Here is a 17124-nt window from a genome sequence, read left to right as displayed (position 1 = left end):
ATGGTCAGTGACTGGCCGCCGTAGCGCCCATTTCGTTGAGCAGCCGGAAGGTCTCGAAACGCTCCAGCGCGAACGGCTTCAGGATGTCGGGCACGCGGCCCTTGGCGATGGTCTCCGCCATCCGCTTGCCGGCGACCGGCGTTGCCTTGAAGCCCCATGTGCCCCAGCCGCAATCGAGCCATAGGTTTTCGAGTGGGCTGGCACCCATGATCGGGCTGTAGTCCGGCGTCATGTCGGTGATCCCTGCCCATTGCCTGAGCAGCCGCACGCCTTGCAGGAACGGGAAGAGGTGCACGGCGCCTTCGGCGAGGTGCTCTTTCATGTCGAGCGTCGAACGGGTGGAATAGAGCTGGTAGGGATCGGAGCCGCCGCCGATGACGACCTCGCCGCGCGAGGACTGCACCAGATAGGTGTGCAGGGAGACGGAGGAGACCAGCGTGTGCAGCCAGGGTTTCAGCGGCTGCGTCACCATGGCCTGCAGCGGATAGCAGCGGATGGGAAGCTCGACGCCGGCCATCAGCGCCACGTCGTAGTTCATCCCGCCGGTCGCGATCAGCACCTGTCCGCAGGCGATGCGGCCGCGGTTGGTCTTGACGGCCTGGACCCGGTCGCCGACGACCTCGAAGCCTTCCACTTCGGTCCGCTGGTGGATCTCGACGCCGCGCCGCGACGCCTGCGCGGCGTAGCCCCAGGCAACCGCATCGTGCCGCGCGGTGCCGCCGTCGGCATGCCAGAGCCCGCCAAGGATCTCGAGCGCGCCGCCATAGTCCATGTTGAGGGACGGCACGAGCTCCTCGACCGCCTTCTGGTCGACCACTTCGGTACGCGTGCCCAGGTGCTTGCCCATCTCGGCGCGCGCATGGAAGCTGCGAAGCGTCGCTTCCGTATGCGCAAGGGTCAGCTGGCCGCGCTGCGAGAACATGACGTTGAAGTCGAGTTCCTGCGACAGGCCCTCGAACAGCTCGACGGCTTCCTTGTAGAAGGCGATGCCCTCCGGTGTGATGTAGTTCGAGCGGATCGTGGTCGTGTTTCGCGCCGTGTTGCCGCCGGCGAGGTAGCCCTTCTCGATCACCGCGACGCTGCTGATGCCGTGGTATTTCGACAGGTGATGCGCGCACGACAATCCGTGGCCGCCGCCCCCGACAATGACGACATCGTAGGATGGCTTGAGGTCTGGCGTTGCGGGAATGTCGCCGCTGACCGGATAGTCCCTGCTGAGACCGTATTTCAGAAGCCTGAGCGGCATCTAACCTACCACGCTGCCCGCTGGAGCATCGTACTGATCACTGGAGGATCGTAGAGCAACACCGAAAGATCACAGAAGCGGCTGTCCGGGTCGGTGAGCGACAGGACCGCGTTGCGGATCGTGCTGGCGCGGCCCCGTCCCAGCACCGGCGCCGCGAACTCCATGTACTTGGCCTCGATTTCAGCGTGTGTCAGCGGCGCCTCCGGTCCGCCGCGCGCGTGGACGTCGCCGGAAGCAAGCATCCGCCCATCGCTGGTCGTGATCGTCACGTCGGCCCAGCGGCCTGCCGGAAAGCGGGCGCTGTGGCGCTCCGATTCCGAGACGGTGATACGGCCCAGCATGTCCGCAGCGGCGGCATCCTCGAGCCCGCTGCCGGAAATATGTTCCAGTCCGATGCGGCCATGGACGATGAAGGTCGCGACGGCGAAGCGCAGGCTGTACTGCGCCTTCGAGGTCGTGTCCGGCATGCCGCCGAACAGCGTTGCGGCGTAGTGGAAACTGGTGACCTCGACGTGGCCGATGTCCGACGGCGCCAGATGATGTGCCATGCAGAGCCCGCGCGTCGCGTCAATTGCGGCATGCGCCCAGCGGCAGATCGGGTAGGGCTTCACATACTGGTGCAGCACCTGCCAGAAGGCGCCGAGATCCTGCCAATGCGGGGTGACGTCGGGTGCCTCGACCGTGATCGCCGGCGCGCCGGTAAAGCCGCGCTCGGCCAGAACGGCGGCGGACAGGCCGATCAGCGCGCCGACGCCCGAGCCGTCGTGCAGCATCGTCGGCGTGGCGATCTCGCGCATCATCTGGCTGCGCGGGCCGTGATATTCGGCAATGCCAAGCGCCTCTCGGAACTGCCCGTCGCTGAGCCGCCGCAACCTTGCCGCCACTGCCGCCACGCCCAGCGCGTTCCAGGCGCCCGAGGTGTGGTAGTCCGACACTGTCGCATGCAGCGCGATGCCGGCCCGGCCGGCCACTTCGTAGCCGACGACGAGGGATGCCAGCGCCTCCGGTCCGCTGAGGTCGGGGAGCACCTCGGCAAGCGCTGCCAGGGCGGGCACGACGGCAACGCCGATATGGCCCTTGGTCGGGCTGTATCCGTCGTGGCCGTCGAGATTGTCGATCTGCGTCGCGGCCGCATAGGCGGCTCCGGCGATGCTGGCGCGGCGACCGTCGAAAAGCATGCGCGCCGAATACAGCGGATCGGCCGAGCCGTAGAGAAGGGCGGCGGTGTCGCGGGCGATCCTCCCGGCTTCCATCGGACCGGCCGCAATGGCAATTCCGAGTGTGTCGAGCAGGAGATAGCGCGCCTGTTCCAGGACAGGCGCCGGGAATACAGCCGCCGGCCGCCGCAACACGAAATCGGCCAGGCGAATGGCAACGCTGATACTCGCGTCAGGCCCTTCACGCCGATGCGACGGCACAGCCACTGGCATTACTCCCCTCTGCGTCACGACATCATTAATTTGGGTCCATCGTGCTTTCACGCAATTAGTTCGGCGGCTTTGACCAAAAATATTCACGTCTTGCCATCAGGCACGATTGAACGGCGGCTCGTCTGTGGGATAGCTAGCGCATGCGTGTTGCAGGAGTTAGCGATGAAGCCGCCGCCCCCCTTGAACTATATCCGGTCCTTTGAGAGTTCGGCCCGGCATCTCAGCTTCACCATGGCCGCCAAGGAGCTCGGATACACGCAGGCGGCCGTCAGCACGCATGTCCGTGCGCTCGAACATTATATTGGGCGGCAATTGTTCATCCGTTATCCGCGCAGTCTCAAGCTCACCGAAATGGGCGAGGCGTTCCTGCCGACGTTGCGTCAGGCGCTCGATCAGATCGACCAGGCCACGGAGGCGATCGTGACCTCGTCGCGCAACCGCACGGTGGTCGTCTCCTGCCCGATGAGCCTGGCGGAGAACTGGCTGGCCGGCTGCATGGCGGCCTTCCGCAAGAAGCATCCCGAAATCGAGATCGTGCTTCACGGCACGATCTGGGAGGACCTCAGCGAGCAGATCGCCGATATCACCATTTCCACCCGGCGTTTCGACGACCGTCCGCCCGCCGGCATCCCGCTGTGGAACGACGAGCTGGTTCTGCTGTGCGCTCCGGCGTTGCTGGATGGCGAGGATGCCCTGAAGCTGCCTCAGGATATACTCAAGGTCGATTGGATCTTCGTGCATGGCCGCCAGGAATACTGGCAGGTCGTCACGTCGGCGCTGGGCGTCGACATGGAAGATTACGACAAGGGCCTGACGACCAACGCTTCCAACATCGCGCTCGAACTGGCCGCCATGGGGGCAGGGCTCGTCGCGACCCAGCGCTCGCTTGCCCACGCCTATCTCCGGCGGGGACTGCTCGTCGAACCGTTCCCCGTCCGGCCGGCGAGCCCGTGGAACTACTACCTCACCGAGAACCAGCTTTCGAAGGGAACCATCGCGCGCACGGTGCGGGAATGGATTCTTCTGCGGGCGCAGGAGGATGGCGCCTAGCGCGGGTTCCACAGCCGGCAAACTCAAAAATTTGACACGCCAATGGCATTGTTTTTTTAGGTCATATAAGCCGGTTTTTGGCGGTTTGCTCGGGCTCAAGCCCTTCCGGGATTTTTGCATCGCCTCTAACATCCCCCATGCAAGGGGAATGTAACGGGCGGAAAGCCCAAACCGGAGAATCACAATGACGATTTTCAAGAGCAACGGTGACCGCGTCCCGGCAGCCATCGAAAGCTATGCAGACGAAGTCAGGAACGGCGGCATGGATCGCCGCGAGTTCCTTGCCATGGCGAGCGCGATGGGCGCCTCCACGGCGTTCGCTTATTCAATGATCGGCCTCTCACCGGCCCAGGCCGCTGCCCAGGAGCCGGGCAAGAAGGGCGGCATCCTGAAGATGCAGATGATCATCAAGGATATGAAGGACCCACGCATGTGGGACTGGTCGGAAATGGCCAACGTGCTGCGCCAGTGCAACGACTACATGATCCGCTACACCACCGACTTCACTTTCGAGGGCCATCTGATCGAGAGCTGGGAAGTCAGCGACGATGCCACCGAATACACGCTGCATGTGCGCAAGGGCGTGAAATGGTCGAACGGCGACGAGCTCAACGCCGACGACATCGTCTTCAACATAGAGCGCTGGTGCGACAAGGCGGCCGAGGGCAACTCGATGGCCGGCCGCATGGCCACGCTGATCGATCCCGCCACCAAGAAGGCCATCGCCGGCGCCATCACCAAGGTCGACGACCATACGGTGAAGCTGAAATGCGGCCAGTCCGACGTCACCATCATTCCGGGCTTCGCCGACTATCCTGCCATCATCGTCCACCGCAACTTCGACAAGGACGGTGCCGACATGACCAAGACCCCCGGCACCGGCCCATACGAGCTCATTTCATACAAGGTTGGCGAGTCCGCTTCGGTGAGGCGCCGCAAGGACTTCACCTGGTTCGGCGGCGAGCCCTATCTCGACGGCGTCGACTGGACCGACTACGGGTCGGACGCTTCGAGCCCGGCCATCGCCAGCGCCTTCGAGGCCGGCGAGATCGACTGCAACTATCAGACGGTCGGCGGCACCGTGGACCTTTATGACGGCATGGGCCTGGTCAAGGAATCCGTCGTCACCGCGGGAACGATCGTGCTGCGCAGCAATGTGACCAACAAGCCATACGACGACAAAAGGGTGCGCAACGCCATCCAGCTCGCGGTCGACAACGAGACGGTGCTGAAGCTCGGCTACAGCGGCCTCGGACAGGTCGCGGAAAACCATCATGTCTGCCCGATCCATCCGGAATATTACGAGCTGCCGAAAGTGCCGCGCGACCTGGCGAAGGCCAAGGCGTTGATGACCGAGGCCGGCCAGATGGATCATGAGTTCGAGCTCATTTCCTACGATTCCGACTACGTCAAGGACCCAGCCGATGTCGTTGCCGCGCAGATGCGCGAGGCCGGCTTCAAGGTGAAGCGCACGATCATTCCCGGAACTTCATTCTGGAACGACTGGACGAAGTATCCATGGTCGACCACCGAATGGGGTATGCGACCGCTTGGAGTCCAGGTGCTGGCGCTGGCCTACCGCAGCGGTGAAGCCTGGAATGAGTCGGGCTACGCCAATCCGGATTTCGACAAGAAGCTCAATGCCGCGCTTGCGGTCGCCGACCCTGCCAAGCGCAAGGAGCTGATGAAGGATGTCGAGTGGACGCTGCAGGATTCGGGCGTGCTGGTTCAGTCGTTCTGGCGTTCGCTTTACCGCCACCACGCCGCCTATGTGAAGAACCTCAAGATGCACCAGACATTCGAGCTGCAACTGGAGAAGGTCTGGCTCGACAAGGCATAGAACGGTAGATCCATTGCAATACTCCAGGGGCGCATCTTGTGCCCCTGGCTTCGCCAGGCGACTGCGATTGACCAGCCAGCCGAACAAAACTCAAAGGCGCTCTTCGAAAGCGCAAAAAACAAAAGTCGCCGAACCAAGGGAAGAAATCTCGATATGCGTACTCATGCACAAGCCGTTGTCATCGGCGGCGGCCTGATCGGTTGCTCGATCCTTTATCACCTCGCCAAATTCGGCTGGTCCGACGTGGTTCTTCTCGAGCGCAACGAGCTGACGTCCGGCTCTACCTGGCATGCGGCGGCCAACATCCACGGCCTGCACGATTCCACCAACATCAGCCGTCTGCAGCACTACACCATGGCGCTCTACAAGGAACTGGAGATCGAGACCGGGCAGGGCTGCGGCATCTTCCAGCCGGGCTCGCTCTACCTCGCCCAGACCGAAGCGCGCGAGCATCAGCTGAGGCTGCAGGAGGCCAAGGCGCGGCGCTACAAGATGAACTTCTACGAGGTCGCGCGCGACGAGGCGGAGCGGCTGCACCCGCTGGTCGATTTCGACGGCATACGCTGCATCATGTACGAGCCGGAAGGCGGCAACGTCGACCCGTCCGGCGTCACCGCCGCCTATGCCGCCGGCGCCCGCCAGCGCGGCGCCGAGATCCATCGCTTCACGCCGGTCACTGCGACCGAGGCGCAGCCGGATGGCAGCTGGATCGTGCGCACGCCAAAGGGCGACATCCACACCCAATGGGTGATCAACGCCGCCGGCCTCTGGGGTCGCGAGGTTGCCGCGATGGCCGGGCTTCAACTGCCGCTGATCCCCACCGAGCATCAGTATTTCGTCACCGAGACCATTGCGGAAATCGCTGCTTTGGGCCGCCGGCTGCCCTCGGTCGCCGATCGCGACGGCGAATATTATCTGCGTCAGGAAGGGCTTGGCCTGCTCATTGGCGCCTACGAGCGCAAGATGAAGTTCTGGGCCGAGGATGGAACGCCGCTGGACTTCGGCCACGAGCTGTTTCCCGACGATCTCGACCGCATCGAGGAGAATATGCTGCGCGCGATCGCGCGCGTTCCGGCAGTCGGCACCGCGGGGGTCAAGAAGGTGATCAACGGGCCGATGATCTGGTCGCCCGATAGCGCCGTGCTGTTCGGGCCGGTGCCCGAACTCAGCAACTATTTCTGCTGCAACGGCATCATTCCCGGCTTCTCGCAGTCGGGCGGCATGGGCAAGCTGGCGGCCGAGTGGATGATCGAGGGCGAGCCTTCGCTCGACATGTTCGCCTGGGACATAGCGCGTTTCGGGCACTGGGCCGGCAAGGCTTTCACCAAGGCCCGCGTCCAGGACCAGTACAGCCATCGCTTCAAGATCCATTTCCCCAACGAGGAGCGTGCCGCCGGACGGCCGGTCCGCACCCGGCCCGCCTATGACATGCAAAAGCAGATGGGCGCCGTCTTCGGCCTCAATTTCGGCTGGGAGCATCCGCTCTGGTTCGCCGCCGAGGGCGAGCCGCGCGAGGAGACGATCGGCTTCAAGCGCCAGAACTGGTGGGGTCCGGTTGGACGTGAAGCGCGCATGCTGCGCGAGCATGCGGGCATCATCGACGTTTCGAATTTCGCCAAATACGAGGTCAGGGGACCCGGCGCGGAAGCCTGGCTCAACGCGCTGTTCGCCAACCGCATGCCGACGGAAATCGGGCGCTCCTGTCTCACGCCCCTGATCGGCAAGCGCGGCGGGATCGCCGGCGACTTCACCGTGACAAAGCTGGCCGACGACGAGTTCATGGTTTTCGGTTCCGGCATGGCCGAGCGCTTCCACCAAAGGTTCTTCAAGGCCGTCCCTTTGCCTGCGGGCACGACGTTTCGTTCGCGCACCGAGGAACTGGCCGGCTTCAACGTCGCCGGCCCGAAATCCCGCGAACTGCTGCAGCGCTTGACCAATGCCGATCTGTCGACGGAGGCGTTTCCGTTCATGCGCTCGCGCCAGATCACGGTGGCCGGTGTCGACGTGGTGGCGCTGCGTGTCTCGTTCACCGGTGACCTGGGCTGGGAACTCTATTGCGCGGCCGCCAACCAGGTCGAGCTCTACAGCGCCCTGCTCGAGGCCGGCAGCGAAGTCGGCGCCGGGCCGGTTGGCTCGCGCGCGCTGATGTCGCTGCGGGTTGAAAAGGGATATGGCAGCTGGAGCCGGGAATATTCTCCCGAATACTGGCCGCAGGAGGTCAAGTTCGATCGGCTTGTCAAAATGGACAAGGGCGAATTCCTCAACCGGGACGCCTATGCCGCCGTCGCCGACAGGCCGGCGCGCGACGAGCTGATCATGCTGTCGATCGACGCCAGGGATGCCGACGCGACCGGCGGCGAGCCGATCTTCCTGCCGGACGGCACGCCGATCGGCCAGGTGTCCTCGGGCGCCTACGGTTATTTCGTCGAGCAGTCGCTGGCACTTGGCTATGTCAAGGCCGGCTCGGCCAAGGCAGGCGATGCCGTCACGGTCGCGATACTCGGGAGGCCGCACGACGCGGTGCTGCTGAAGCAGCCGCCCTTCGACCCCGAAGGCAAGCGGCTGCGGGCGTAGGTGTGGACCGTCTGGCGATCGGCGGGCCAACCGACAGAACCATCGACGCTGGCGGCTAACGCCAGCGAATCTGACGCAGGGAAGAGTTCAACGGCCTGAAAAAGGGGAATCGCATGATCAAACGGCATCTGCTGGGCACTATGTTTGCCCTGGTCCTCACATCCTCCGCGCATGCGGGAGACGTCAAGGTCATCAATGACGACGCGTGGTTCGCCGAAGGTCCGATCTGGTACCAGGACAAGCTCTTCTACGTCGAATACGGCCGCGGCACGGTGACCGTATGGGACGGCAAGAAGAACGAGATCTTCTGGAAGATGGACGGCTGCGGCCCGTCGGCCGTGCTGCCGACCACGGCCGGCGAGTTCCTCGTCACTTGCTACGACAGCAACACGATCGGCCGCATCTCGGCCGACGGCAAGACGCTGCCGGCCTATGACAAGGACACGGATGGCAAGCCATTCAGCGGCCCGAACGACTTCGCACCCGACAAGGATGGCGGCATCTATTTCACCGGTTCCGGCAAGGGCGGTCCGCTGATCGACGCCTCGGCCTACTATATCGGCAAGGATGGCAGTGTGAAGAAGGTTGCCGGTGACCTGCACAATGCCAACGGCTTGGTCATGTCGAACGACGGCAAGATCCTCTATCTGGTCGAGACCGAGGACAACAGGATCATCGAGTTCGACGTCCAGCCCGACCACAGCCTGAGCAACCGCCGCGTCTTCCTGCGCCTCGACGATCTGTTCCCGAACCAGCCGCATATCTGGCCTGACGGCATCAAGATGGACAGGGCCGGCGAGATGTATATCGGCCAGAGCCCGCGCTCGCTCGATGCGCCGGGCAAGATCATCGTCGTCGACAAGGATGCCAAGCTCCTGCGCATGCTTTCGGTGCCGTCGCCATCCATGCCGAACTTCGCTTTCGGACCGGACGAGAAGGTGCTCTACGTGATGGCGCTCGACCAGATCGACGTAGCGCCCTGGCACGGCAAGGTCTACGAGGTGCCGAACAAGTAGGAGTGTTTCGCCGGCGGCCAGAGCAATTCTAGGAAAAGTGCGAAACGGTTTTCCCCGGGAAAGCGCACAGCGCTTTCCCTTGGGAATTGCGCCAAAACAAAGAGTTAGAGCGGTTCGCCGTTTCCGTGAAACGGTGAACTGCCGCCGGATGACTCCTCAGCCGCCGAACCGGTCCAGCCAATGTTGGGCAAGGTCGGAGCGGCGGCAGATCCAGATGTCTGGATTGGCCTTGATCTTGTCGAGGAAGCGGGCCAGCCCGACCATGCGGCCCGGCCTGGCCGCCAGCCGGCAGTGCAGCGATACCGTCATCATGCGTGGCGTCTTCTCGCCTTCGGCCAGCAGCCAGTCCACCCCATCGCTGACATATTCGAAGAACTGGCTGCCGGTTTCCAGGCCGGAGCCGCGCGAGAACCGGCTGTCATTGTTGTCGAAGCTGTGCGGCACGACCAGATGCCGCTTGGGGCCGACCTCGACGAAGTAGGGCAGGTCGTCATTGTAGTCGTCGCAATCGAACAGGAAGCCGCCGTGCTCCGCCACCAGTCGCCGTGTGTTGAGGCTGGGCCGGCCCGTGTACCAGCCGCGCGGGCGAATGCCGGTCAGCCGCTGGACTGTGTCAAAGGTCATCGCGATGTGCTGGCGTTCCTCGTCCTCGCTTAGCGGTGCGTAGTCGATCCAGCGCCAGCCATGGCAGACGATATCGCTGCCAAGCGCCGCGATCGCCTTGCCGGCGGCCGGATTGAGCTCCAGCGCACGTCCCACGACGTAGAAGGTCGGAATGATCTCCTTGTCCTGGAACAGTGACAACAGCCGCCAGACGCCGACGCGTGAGCCGTATTCGTAGAGCGATTCCATATTGCGGTTGCGCAGGCCCGGCACCGCTGGCGACACGGCAAGGTCCGACAGGATAGCCTCCGAGACGCCGTCGCCTTCGCCGATGCTGTACTCGGCGCCTTCCTCGTAGTTGACGACGATGTTGAGCGCCAGTTTGGCGCCACCGGGCCACGCGGCCGAAGGTGGCTTGTCGCCATAGCCGATGAAGTCACGGACGGGCAGGTATGGCATCTCTCAACGCTCCCTCGAATGCGATCGCCAAAACTATCCGCCGCGCATCTCGATCAGTATGCGCAGTGCCGGATCCATTATCTCCTGCGGGCCGACCGTCGCGCGCAAACAGTCCGTGAGGCCGTAACCGCCCAGGCCGCGCACAATGATATCGGCGCCACGCAAGGCCCTCTCGGCCTCCTCCGCGGCGGCTGTGTCGGGGAAGCGGATCAGCACGAAATTCGTCCGGCTTTCCGGTACATCATATCCGGCAGCCCTCAGGTCATGCGCGAACCGGTCGCGAACCCTGGCCGTGCGGGCCACAATTTCGCGCATGTAGGCCTCGTCCTCCACCGCCGCGACCGCCATTGCCAGGCTTGCGGTGGTGACCTGGTTGGAGTTCTGCATCTTGCGCACTTCGGCGGCGACCGAAGGCGGAAACAGCCCCCAGCCGACGCGCGCGCCAGCCAGGCCGTAGGCTTTGGAGAGCGTGCGCAGCACGACGGTATCGCCGCGTGCGACAAGCGCAAAGACAGGCCGTGGGTCCTGGTCGTCGAACTCGCCATAGGCCTGGTCGATCACGAGCAGCACATCCCCGCGCAACGCGGCGCGCAAGCGCAGCAGTTCGGCGTTGCGGATGCGGGTGCCGGTCGGATTGCCGGGATTGCAGACGAAGACGACCCGCGTTGCCGGCGTGACAGCGGCGAGGATGCTGTCGACCGAAACGGCGAAATCCTGTTCCGCGGCTCTGACATAGGCAGCACCTGTGCGGGCCGCCGCGGAGGCGACGAAATTATAGGCATAGGAGGTGCCCAGCACCTCCTCGCCTGGCCCCGCGAACGCCGCGATGGTGCAACTGATCAGCTCCATTGAACCGGCGCCGCACAAGATCAAATTGCGCTCGACCCCATGGGCTTGCGCGATCGCCTCGCGCAGCGCCGTCCAGTCCGGATCGGGATAGAGATGGCTGCGGGCAATCGCGTCCTGGCCAGCGGCGATCGCCCTGGGGCTGGGCGGAAAGGCGCTTTCGTTCTGAGCAAGGGTTGGCCGGTCATGGCCGCCGAAATTCGCGAGCGCGAAGGCAGACATGGCTTTGACATGGGCGGCGGCTTTCAGGGCCACTGTGCATCCATGGGAATCTGGATGTGGGTCATCTCGCGAACTACCTTGGTCGGACGGGCTCATGGCCAAGCTACAATCCGCCGGCGTGTTCACAAGCAAAAACGAACCGCGCAATGGCTCCGAAATTCTGGCCCTTGTCGGGGCTCGGCACACCGTCGGGTCCGGACAGCCGCGCCGGCGCATTTTGACACTCATTGCGGATGATCCGGCTCTGAGGTAATTTAGAGCTCAATCAGACGATGAATGTGCCCGCTGTTGCGACGGCCTCGCTCTGGTCGTGTCTCGGCGGATTGTGAGCTCTTTAACAGACCTTGATACCGCAAGCTGAGAGCTTGTGGTCGTCAGGTAGCGACGGTTAAGGCAGTTGTCATGCTCCGACTTTGCGGATTCATTGCGGTCGTCGTCGTAGCGGCCCTTACGGCGTTTGATGCGTCGGCCGATCGAAGGGTCGCCCTGGTGGTCGGCAATTCCGAGTACCGGGAAATCCCCGCTCTCAAGAATCCGGACAAGGACGCCGAGGACGTTTCCAAGACGTTTCGGCTGGCCGGTTTCGAGGTATTCGTCGCCAAGGATCTCACAAAACTGCAGTTCGAGGAGCAGTTTCGCAACTACCTCGCGGCGGCGGACGGCGCCGATCTGGCTGTCGTCTACTATTCAGGTCATGGCTTTCAGATCGGTGGCGAAAATTTCCTGATCCCCGTGGATGCCTCGCTGAAGAACGCGGCCGACATAGAGGTCCAGGCGGTCAAGCTGGACGACGTGCTCGAGCAGTTGCGTTCGAAATCGAAGATCCAGGTGATCATCCTCGATGCCTGCCGCAACAATCCGTTTCCGCGCAAGGACTATTGGCTGAGGGACCAGTTGATCGCAGCCGGCAACACCGGCCTTGCGCAGGTCAAAAGCTCGCTGAACACGCTGATTGCCTTCGCCACCGAGCCGGGTGCGGTTGCCTATGACGGGGCGGGTGATCTCAGCCCCTTCTCATCCGCCTTCTCCCGCCGCGCCCTGGCTCCGAACCAGGAGATACGCACGGTCATGGCCGCGGTGCGCCGCGATGTGGTCGACGCCACGGACGGCAAGCAGGTTCCGTGGGAAAACTCCTCGCTCATCGACGAAGTCGTCCTGATGCGCCGCGCCAGCCGGCCCTCGCTGCCGCCGGTCCTGGAGAAGGTCGTGCCGTCCGGGGTTGGTCCGGTCGCTCTGGATCTGCCGGAACCGGTCGACGTCGATGGCGGAGGCATAACCGTCAGCATCGAAAGGCCGCCGGCGCTCGGACGTCTGATGCTGGACGGCAAGCCTGTCGAGGTTGGCGAGCAGATCCCGGGCAAGGACCTACCGCGTCTGCAGATGGATGTGCCCAAGGGCGGCGCCGCGCAGGACGAGGTGGATATGCTCGCCTACGCCACGCATGACAATTGGGGCGGCCAAACCCAGGGCATCCTGGTGTTCCGCGTCAAGAGCGGCGAAGGCGCTCAGGGCGAACAGATTGTGGCCTCGCTCGAAGCCGAGCAGAAGCAACAGGTCCTGGAGCGCGGCATCCATATCACCGGCGCCGCCGAGGCGATCGAAAACCGCGAGATCAGCGTCCCGGTCGGAGTTGGCCCGGTTCCGCTGAAGCTGGATTTTCCGACAAAGGATCCCTCCGTCAGCCTGAAACTCGCGAGCTATCCGGCAACGGGAACGCTGTCCCTGCCGGACCGTGCCCTGTCGCCGGAGTCCAGCCTGATGGCGGATGAGGTCGACAATTTGCGTTACGAACCCCAGATCGGTGCCGCCAAGCCGGTCGAGGTCGGCTTCGAGATCCGGGCCGACAGCAGCTCATCCAAGCCCGCCACCATGAAGCTGTCGCCAAGCGTCGATCCGTGCGACCAGGCTGCCGGCGAACCTCTCGACCTGCAAGGCGTCGTCCCTGGCCTGCTGCCGAATGAAATCGGCGCCAGCGCCGTGGATGTCTGCCAGACGGCGGTGAAGGCTTATCCGGACGTGCCGCGCTTCCGTTACGAACTCGGACGCGCGCTGCTTGCGTCCGGCAAGGTCGCGGAAGCCAGGACAGCCATCGAGGACGCCGCCAAAAAGGGGCACGTGCGCGCCGTCTTCGAACTCGGATATATCGCCTCGTCCGGAATAGGGATGACCGTCGATCCCAAGAAGGCCAACGAATTCTATTCAGTGGCGTCCGACAAAGGCGACCCCTACGGGATGACGGCATGGGGTCGCGCTTTGTTCAACGGTCTCGGCGTCCAACGCGACACCGGCAAGGGGCTGGACCTGCTGCTCAAGGGGGCGGCGATGGGGCACACCTATGCCATGAACGATCTCGCAGCGATCTTCACGGAAGGCCGCAACGGCGTGCCTGCCGATCCGGCCCGTGCCGTCGCTTTCCTCAAGGCAGGCGTCGAACGGCAGGACATGTATTCGATGAACCTTCTCGGTCGCAATTATATCACCGGGCGAGGGGTCGAGAAGGACCCGAAGGCGGCGATGGCGCTTTTCCAGAAGGCCATCGACCTTGGCCAACCTTATGCGCCTGGCAGCCTCGGGCGCATGTACCGGGACGGTGTCGGCGTACAGCAAAATCTTGATGAAGCGCAGCGCCTGTTCGAGTTGGCAACCGCTCGGGGTGATCAATCCGGCGCGTATGATCGCGCGGCCATCGAGATGCAGAAGGGCGACAAGGCCGACCAAGCCATAGCCGTGCGCTATCTTGCGTTCGCGGCCGCGCTTGATCTCCGCAACGAAATTCCGGACGCAAAGAACACGCTGGCGAAATTCGGGGCGAAGGCGAAAACCGCCGCGCTGAAGCAACTGCGCGCGGAACTCAAGTCCAAGACTCCGGCGAGTGGTTCTGTCGACACGCAACTGGTCAATGCGGCCAGGGCGGTCTGGGAACAAGCCAACCCGCGTCGGGATTTGTTTTGATCGACAAGGAGGCAATGGTGGGCAGGGCAATTAGACATGTGATCATCGCAACAGTTTTAGCCGGCGCCCTGGGGGGCATGATGGGCTGTACTTCGATAGTGCCAAAAGCAGAGCCCACACTAACGACGAAACACCGGACGAAGGCCATTCGCACGACGACCACGCCAAAAGTAGTCAAGCAGAAGAAGGTGACAGCCAAGAAAGTGGTCAAACCGGTTGAAGACGCACCCCCTCCCGTCGTTGCGCCCCTGGGTGGCGGCAGCGGTGGCGGCGGCACCGGCGGCGGTGCTGGCGGCTGGTGATGAGTTTTTGATAGTAGCCAAGGCCCGTGTGGCGCACTGCTGTTGACTTGGCGCTGCTTGCCGTGGCCACCCGCCACCATTTGGCGCGCCATTCCGCGCTCCGGACCTTGACTGGAAGACCGGCTGCAACTGCTCGCCAAGCAGTCGGAAGTGCTCTATGCTCCCGCCTGGTGTAGTGTCCTGGGCAGGGGCGTTTCATGGTCGAAGTCGTCGCATTCTGGTGGAAAACACGGTCTGGAGGCCTCACCACAAGGGCTCCTGGCCTGATCGTCGCATTGTTGCTGTTGCTTGGATCGCAAGCCGCCAGCGCCGCGCCGAACTGGACGCTCGACCCCACCGCTTCGGTACTCACCTACCAGTCGGTAAAGAAGAACACGATCGTCGAAACCAACAAGATCAGGAACATCGCCGGCACCCTCAGTTCGGCCGGTGATGCCAAGGTCACATTCGATCTCAATTCGGTCGATACTGGCGTCGACCTGCGCAATGTCCGCATGCGCTTCCTGTTCTTCGAGACATTCAAGTTCCCGACGGCCGAGTTGACGGCGAAGGTGGACCCCGCCGCGTTCGCCGATCTCGCGACAAAGCGCAGGGTGAAGGCAACCTTGCCTTTCCGGCTCAATCTGCACGGCGTCGACAAGGACCTCGAGGCCAGCATCGTTGTCACCATGATCAGCGACAACATGGTCTCGGTCGCCTCGGAGGCCCCGGTCGCCGTTCATGTGGAAGACTTCGGCCTGCTGCCCAACGTCGACAAGCTGCAGCAGGCGGCCAATGTCACCAACATCGTGCCCACCGCGTCGGTGTCGTTCGACTTCGTCTTCGCTGCCGACGGCAGCAAGCCGGCCGCCGCCCAGACCGCCGCGGCGAGTTCGGCCGAGGTGGGCCCGGTTGCCACCGATGCCGCCAAGGCGAATTTCAGCGACGAGGAATGCCTGAACAGGTTCGCCGTGCTCTCGCGCACCGGCGCCATTTATTTCCGGCCGGCAAGCGCGCGGCTCGATACCCAGAGCCGCCCGCTGCTTGCGGAGGTCGTCGGTGTCGTCAGCAAGTGTCCCGGCCTGAAGGTCGAGGTTTCCGGACACACTGATTCCGACGGGTCGCCTGTCGAGAACAAGCGTTTGTCGGAGCGCAGGGCCCAGGCGGTTGCCGACGCCATTGTCGCCGCCGGCATTCCTCGCACGCAGATCACGGCGACCGGCTACGGCGAGGAGCGGCCGGTTGCCGCCAACGACACGCCCAAGAACAAGGCGCTCAATCGGCGGATCGAGTTTTCCGCCAGCAAGCTCGTGAACTGAGGTTCCGGTGAGGTCCCCTCTGATCGCCCGTTGCGTTGGCCTCTTTCGCGCCGCCGGCCTTGCGGCGCTCGCCTTGCTCCTGACTTTGACGATGGCCAATGCCGAGCGCCGCGTCGCGCTTGTCCTCGGCAACTCCCAGTACCAGCACGCGGTGCCGCTCACCAATCCGGTGCGCGACGCCCAGGCCATGGCTGAACGCTTGAAGAAGCTCGACTTCGAGGTCGTTTCCGGCTTCGACCAGACCAAATCGCAGACGCAAGCAACGATTGCCCAGTTCGCAAAACAGGTGCGCGGTGCCGACATCGCGCTGTTCTTCTACGCCGGCCACGGCTTGCAGGTTTCGGGCAAGAACTATCTGCTTCCGGTCGACGCCGCGCTTGAGGATGAGACCTCCCTCGACTTCGAGGCCGTGTCGGTTGATTTTGTTTTGCGCCAGATGTCGCGGGAGACCAGCATAAGGCTGGTGTTTCTCGATGCCTGCCGAGACAATCCCCTCGCCGAGGTGCTGGCCAAGACCGCGGGCGTCAACGGTGCAAGCAGCGGCCTTGCCGAGATCCCGATAGAGAATGGTGGCGCCGGCACGCTCGTCGCCTTCGCCGCCAGCCCCAATCAAGTCGCCTATGACGGCTCGGGCGAACATTCGCCTTTCACCGCGGCGCTGCTCCAGCGCATCGGTGAATCCAACGTCTCCATCACCGAGGCGATGAACAGGGTGACCAGCGACGTCTTCAAGGCAACCGCCGGCAAGCAGCGTCCCTGGATCAACGTCTCGCTGACCACCGAGGTCGTCCTGCACAGGATCGATCTCAACGCGCCATTGATCGTGGGCGAGGCGAGCCCACTTCCGGCCGAAGGCGCCTCCGACACGCGCAACACCGGCGCGGCAGGTACATCAGGCCAGGGTGACGACCAGCTCGCGCTCGATGTGCTGCGCCAGAAGATCCCCAGGCTGGCGTCGGACGCCCCGATCCTTTTCGACCATCCGATCGATTTCGGCGATCCGGCAATCGACGGCAAGAGCATTGCCCAGCTGATCAAGGGCAAGCCCCTCTTCAGCCCGGTGGAGGGTTTGGACAAGTCGGTGTGGGAGGGCAAGCACTGCGATGGCTGCCATGAATGGGACGAGGCCCGGCTGTGCGATCAGGCGAAGAATTTCGCCGCCAACGATGTCTCTGTCCTGCGCCTGCAACACCCGCTTGGAACACGCTTCAAGGTGGCGCTCGCCAAATGGGCCCAAGGTGGCTGCAAGTAGGGCAGGAGGGTGGGGCATCCATCCCGGTTAGTGT

Annotated in this window: 12 protein-coding genes; 8 read left to right on the top strand and 4 right to left on the bottom strand. The window is 63.5% G+C overall.

Annotated elements, in window-relative coordinates:
* Positions 1-4: 4 nt before the first annotated feature.
* Together AC56QP_RS08750 and AC56QP_RS08745 are read right to left on the bottom strand one after the other, a co-directional pair.
* Complete coding sequence (locus AC56QP_RS08750; protein WP_489860068.1) at positions 5-1246, bottom strand: FAD-dependent oxidoreductase; 1242 nt, start codon at positions 1244-1246, stop codon at positions 5-7.
* 5 nt (positions 1247-1251) lie between these two features.
* On the bottom strand, positions 1252-2670 hold the full coding sequence (locus AC56QP_RS08745; protein WP_489860069.1) for an MmgE/PrpD family protein: 1419 nt from the start codon (positions 2668-2670) through the stop codon (positions 1252-1254).
* Between the two features lie 168 nt (positions 2671-2838).
* Between AC56QP_RS08745 and AC56QP_RS08740 the strand changes: the two genes are divergently transcribed.
* From AC56QP_RS08740 to AC56QP_RS08725, 4 genes are all read left to right on the top strand, one after another.
* Positions 2839-3726, top strand: a complete 888-nt coding sequence (locus AC56QP_RS08740; protein WP_497100607.1) for a LysR substrate-binding domain-containing protein — start codon at positions 2839-2841, stop codon at positions 3724-3726.
* Positions 3727-3910: 184 nt separating this feature from the next.
* Positions 3911-5566 (top strand): ABC transporter substrate-binding protein, encoded by a 1656-nt coding sequence (locus tag AC56QP_RS08735; protein ID WP_489860071.1) that lies wholly within the window; start codon positions 3911-3913, stop codon positions 5564-5566.
* 153 nt (positions 5567-5719) lie between these two features.
* Positions 5720-8140 (top strand): GcvT family protein, encoded by a 2421-nt coding sequence (locus tag AC56QP_RS08730; RefSeq protein WP_489860072.1) that lies wholly within the window; start codon positions 5720-5722, stop codon positions 8138-8140.
* Positions 8141-8253: 113 nt separating this feature from the next.
* The gene (locus AC56QP_RS08725; protein WP_489860073.1) at positions 8254-9156 is read left to right on the top strand and encodes an SMP-30/gluconolactonase/LRE family protein; all 903 of its coding nucleotides are present in this window, start codon (positions 8254-8256) and stop codon (positions 9154-9156) included.
* A gap of 156 nt (positions 9157-9312) precedes the next feature.
* Here the strand turns inward: AC56QP_RS08725 and AC56QP_RS08720 are convergent, their stop codons facing one another.
* Positions 9313-10218, bottom strand: coding sequence for an allantoinase PuuE (locus AC56QP_RS08720; RefSeq protein WP_489860074.1), 906 nt, complete (start codon positions 10216-10218; stop codon positions 9313-9315).
* Between the two features lie 33 nt (positions 10219-10251).
* On the bottom strand, positions 10252-11319 hold the full coding sequence (locus tag AC56QP_RS08715) for a pyridoxal phosphate-dependent aminotransferase (protein WP_489860075.1): 1068 nt from the start codon (positions 11317-11319) through the stop codon (positions 10252-10254).
* A 369-nt stretch (positions 11320-11688) separates the two neighbouring features.
* On the opposite strand from AC56QP_RS08715, the gene AC56QP_RS08710 reads away from it, so the two are divergent.
* The 4 genes from AC56QP_RS08710 to AC56QP_RS08695 all read left to right on the top strand — a co-directional run bounded on the left by AC56QP_RS08710 (position 11689) and on the right by AC56QP_RS08695 (position 17090).
* Positions 11689-14238 (top strand): caspase family protein, encoded by a 2550-nt coding sequence (locus tag AC56QP_RS08710; protein ID WP_489860076.1) that lies wholly within the window; start codon positions 11689-11691, stop codon positions 14236-14238.
* Positions 14235-14540 carry a hypothetical protein gene (locus tag AC56QP_RS08705; protein WP_497100608.1) on the top strand — a complete coding sequence of 102 codons (306 nt, stop codon included), beginning with the start codon at positions 14235-14237 and terminating at the stop codon, positions 14538-14540. Before AC56QP_RS08710 ends, AC56QP_RS08705 begins: the two co-directional genes overlap by 4 nt.
* Before the next feature lie 197 nt (positions 14541-14737).
* Positions 14738-15838, top strand: coding sequence for an OmpA family protein (locus tag AC56QP_RS08700; protein ID WP_489860078.1), 1101 nt, complete (start codon positions 14738-14740; stop codon positions 15836-15838).
* A 7-nt stretch (positions 15839-15845) separates the two neighbouring features.
* Positions 15846-17090, top strand: coding sequence for a caspase family protein (locus AC56QP_RS08695; RefSeq protein WP_489860079.1), 1245 nt, complete (start codon positions 15846-15848; stop codon positions 17088-17090).
* Positions 17091-17124 lie beyond the last annotated feature (34 nt).

It is taken from the genome of Mesorhizobium sp. RCAM 05104 (assembly GCF_059683645.1).
Note: the sequence above shows the minus strand (reverse complement) of the source record. Positions and strands in the feature narration are given on the sequence as shown.